General features: G+C 71.1%; 3 protein-coding genes. All 3 read right to left on the bottom strand.

What is annotated here, in order from left to right; genetic code table 11:
- Positions 1 to 318 (bottom strand): biotin/lipoyl-containing protein (locus DEP02_RS19365; RefSeq protein WP_332871987.1); only part of this gene is annotated, 318 nt, incomplete at its 3' end.
- Between the two features lie 61 nt (positions 319 to 379).
- Positions 380 to 1,768 (bottom strand): dihydrolipoyl dehydrogenase, encoded by a 1,389-nt coding sequence (gene lpdA / locus DEP02_RS19360; protein WP_112468950.1) that lies wholly within the window; start codon positions 1,766 to 1,768, stop codon positions 380 to 382.
- 282 nt (positions 1,769 to 2,050) lie between these two features.
- Positions 2,051 to 3,589, bottom strand: a complete 1,539-nt coding sequence (locus DEP02_RS19355) for a leucyl aminopeptidase (RefSeq protein WP_112468949.1) — start codon at positions 3,587 to 3,589, stop codon at positions 2,051 to 2,053.
- Positions 3,590 to 3,760: the final 171 nt, after the last annotated feature.

Below are 3,760 nucleotides of genomic sequence, written 5' to 3'. Positions count from 1 at the left end.
CGTCGGGGTCGGGGCCGGGGTCGGGGCCGGGGCCTGCGCCTGCTCGGCGGCGGGGGCCGGGGTCGCGGCGGGGGCGCCGGAGCCGTCGTCGATGACGGCGAGCTCGGCGCCGACCTCGACGGTCTCGTCCTCGGCGACCTTGATCGAGGACAGCACACCGGCGGCGGGGGAGGGGATCTCGGTGTCGACCTTGTCGGTGGAGACCTCGAGCAGCGGCTCGTCGGCCTCGACGCGCTCGCCCTCGGCCTTCAGCCAGCGGGTGACAGTGCCCTCGGTCACGCTCTCGCCGAGCGCCGGAAGGGTTACGGAAACCGCCATGGTTTCGGTTGCTCCTTACGAAGTGCGGAAGTCTGTGTCGTCGCGCCCGATGACGAAGGCGTCAGTCGTGGGAGTGCAGCGGCTTGCCGGCCAGGGCCAGGTGGGCCTCGCCGAGCGCCTCGTTCTGCGTCGGGTGGGCGTGGATGAGCTGGGCCACCTCGGCCGGCAGCGCCTCCCAGTTGTAGATCAGCTGGGCCTCGCCGACCTGCTCGCCCATGCGGTCGCCGACCATGTGGACGCCGACCACGGCACCGTCCTTGACCTGGACGAGCTTGATCTCGCCCGCGGTCTTCAGGATCTTGCTCCTGCCGTTGCCCGCCAGGTTGTACTTCAGAGCGACGACCTTGTCCGCGCCGTAGATCTCCTTGGCCTTGGCCTCGGTGATACCGACGGAGGCGACCTCCGGGTGGCAGTACGTCACCCGCGGGACACCGTCGTAGTCGATCGGAACGGTCTTCAGACCGGCCAGGCGCTCCGCCACCAGGATGCCCTCGGCGAAGCCGACGTGCGCGAGCTGGAGCGTCGGGACGAGGTCGCCGGCGGCGGAGATGGTCGGGACGTTGGTGCGCATGTACTCGTCGACGAGGACGTAGCCGCGGTCCATGGCGACCCCGGCCTCCTCGTAGCCCAGACCCTGGGAGACCGGGCCGCGGCCGACGGCGACGAGCAGGACCTCGGCCTCGAACTCCTTGCCGTCGGCGAGGGTGACCTTCACCCCGTCCTGGGTGTACTCGGCCTTCTGGAAGAAGGTGCCCAGGCTGAACTTGATCCCGCGCTTGCGGAAGGCGCGCTCCAGCAGCTTCGAGGAGTTCTCGTCCTCGACCGGGACGAGGTGCTTCAGACCCTCGATGATCGTGACGTCGGCGCCGAAGGACTTCCACGCGGAGGCGAACTCCACGCCGATCACGCCGCCGCCCAGGATGATCGCGGACTTCGGCACGCGGTCCAGGACCAGGGCGTGGTCGGAGGAGATGATGCGGTTGCCGTCGATCTGCAGACCCGGCAGGGACTTCGGCACGGAACCGGTCGCCAGGAGGATGTGACGGCCCTGGATCCGCTGCCCGTTGACGTCGACGGAGGTGGGGGAGGACAGGCGGCCCTCGCCCTCGATGTAGGTGACCTTGCGGGAGGCGATCAGACCCTGCAGGCCCTTGTAGAGGCCGGAGACGACGTCGTCCTTGTACTTGTGGACGGCGGGGACGTCGATGCCCTCGAAGGAGGCCTTGACGCCGAACTGCTCGCTCTCGCGGGCCTGGTCGGCGATCTCGCCCGCGTGCAGCAGGGCCTTGGTGGGGATGCAACCCCGGTGCAGGCAGGTACCGCCGACCTTGTCCTTCTCGATCAGGGCGACGTCCAGGCCCAGCTGCGCCCCGCGCAGGGCCGCGGCGTAGCCACCGCTTCCACCGCCGAGGATCACTAGGTCGAAAACGGTGCTGGCGTCGTTCGCCACGTCACGTCCTCCATGCATGTGCGCCGTACGCCGGCCGCGGTGACCGGCAGGCGGCTGGTGTCCGGCCGCTTGATTTTCGGCCCTTCGGTGGGGGCCCTGTCCTGCCGACGCCCATCTTCGCACTTGTGGGCAGTGAACGAGACGCCGGGCCGGGGTGTGACGCACGGCACGTCTGCAGCAGACGGCAGGACCACCCACCGAAGGGGCGCGGGGAACTGCGCGACCAGCCACGCACGGCCGGCAGTCGCCCGCGAACCCTCAGTACCGAGCTAGAAGGCGAACTCAGCCGAGGTCACCGGAGGCCGCTCGTTCGGCGATCCGAACGAGCGTCCGCACCGCGGACCCCGTCCCACCCTTCGGCGTGTACCCGAAGGGCCCCTGCTCATTGAACGCCGGCCCGGCGATGTCCAGGTGCGCCCATGTGATCCCGTCCCCGACGAACTCCTGCAGGAACAGCCCGGCGACCAGCCCGCCGCCCATCCGCTCGCCCATGTTCGCGATGTCGGCGACGGGGGAGTCCATCCCCTTGCGCAGGTGCTCCGGCATCGGCATCGGCCAGGCCTCCTCGCCGGCCTCTCCCGCCGCCTCGGACACCGCGGAGCGGAACGCGTCGTCGTTGGCCATGACCCCGAAGGTCCGGCTGCCCAGCGCCAGCACCATCGCGCCGGTCAGGGTCGCGACGTCCACGATGGCGTCCGGCTTCTCCTGGGAGGCGGCCCACAGCGCGTCCGCGAGGACGAGGCGGCCCTCGGCGTCGGTGTTGAGCACCTCCACCGTCTTGCCGCTGAACATGCGCAGCACGTCGCCCGGACGGGTGGCGGAGCCGGAGGGCATGTTCTCGGCCAGCGCCAGCCAGCCGGTGATGTTGACCTCCAGGCCGAGCCGCGCGGCGGCGACGACCGCGGCGAACACGGCGGCGGCGCCGCTCATGTCGCACTTCATCGTCTCGTTGTGGCCGGCCGGCTTGAGCGAGATGCCGCCCGAGTCGTAGGTGATGCCCTTGCCGACGAGGGCGAGGTGCTTCTTGGCCTTGGCGGAGGTGTACGTCAGCTTGACCAGCCGCGGGGCGGAGGCCGAGCCGGAGCCGACGCCCAGGATGCCGCCGTAGCCGCCCTTGGCGAGCGCCTTCTCGTCGAGCACCTGCACCTTCAGGCCGTGCTCCTTGGCCGCCTCCTGCGCGAGGGCGGCGAACGCGGCCGGGTCGAGGTCGTTCGGCGGGGTGTTGACCAGGTCGCGGGCGCGGTTCAGCTCCTCGCAGACGGTGGTGGCGCGCTCGACGGCCGCCTTGTACGCCTTGTCGCGGGGATTGCCGCCGAGCAGGACGACGTCGGCGAGCGGAGCCTTGGCGTCGCGGGCCTCGGCGTCCTTGCCGTTGTTCTTGTAGGTGTCGAAGGAGTACGCGCCGAGCAGGGCCCCCTCGCCGACCGCGGCGGCGTCGGCGGCGTCCGCGAGCGGCAGCGCGAAGGCGGCCTTCTTGGTCCCGGCGAGGGCGCGGGCGGCCACGCCGGCGGCCCGGCGCAGCGCCTCGGCATCGTAGGAGGCGTCCTTCTCGGGCTGCGGGCCGAGGCCCACCGCGAGGACGAGCGGGGCCTTGAAACCGGCCGGGGCCGGCAGTTTCGTCACCTCGCCCTCGGCGCCGGAGGCACCGAGGGTCTCCAGGATCCCGGCGAGCTTGCCGTCGTACGCCTGGTCGACGGTCTCGGCGCCCGGTGCGAGGACCAGGTCCCCGGACGGGGAACCAGCGCCCTTGGCGACACCGATCACGATCGCGTCGGCCCGCAGGCCGGGCGCCGCGGAGGTGCTGAGAGTGAGAGCAGTCACGGTGGTGAAATCTCGCTTCCCTGTGAGAGGTGTGTGGCCGAAAACAGGTGGGTCGACCGGGCCCGACCACCGACCCTAGAACTCTCCTGCGGCGCGGTCTTCACCCGGGCGGGCAAACACCCGCTCCGAGCCTACGCGCGTCATGCCGGGGATCCGCCCCGCGGGTACGCA

This window comes from Streptomyces triticisoli, assembly GCF_003270085.1.
In the GTDB taxonomy this organism is placed as follows: domain Bacteria; phylum Actinomycetota; class Actinomycetes; order Streptomycetales; family Streptomycetaceae; genus Streptomyces; species Streptomyces triticisoli.
This window is presented reverse-complemented; position numbering and strand designations above follow the sequence as displayed.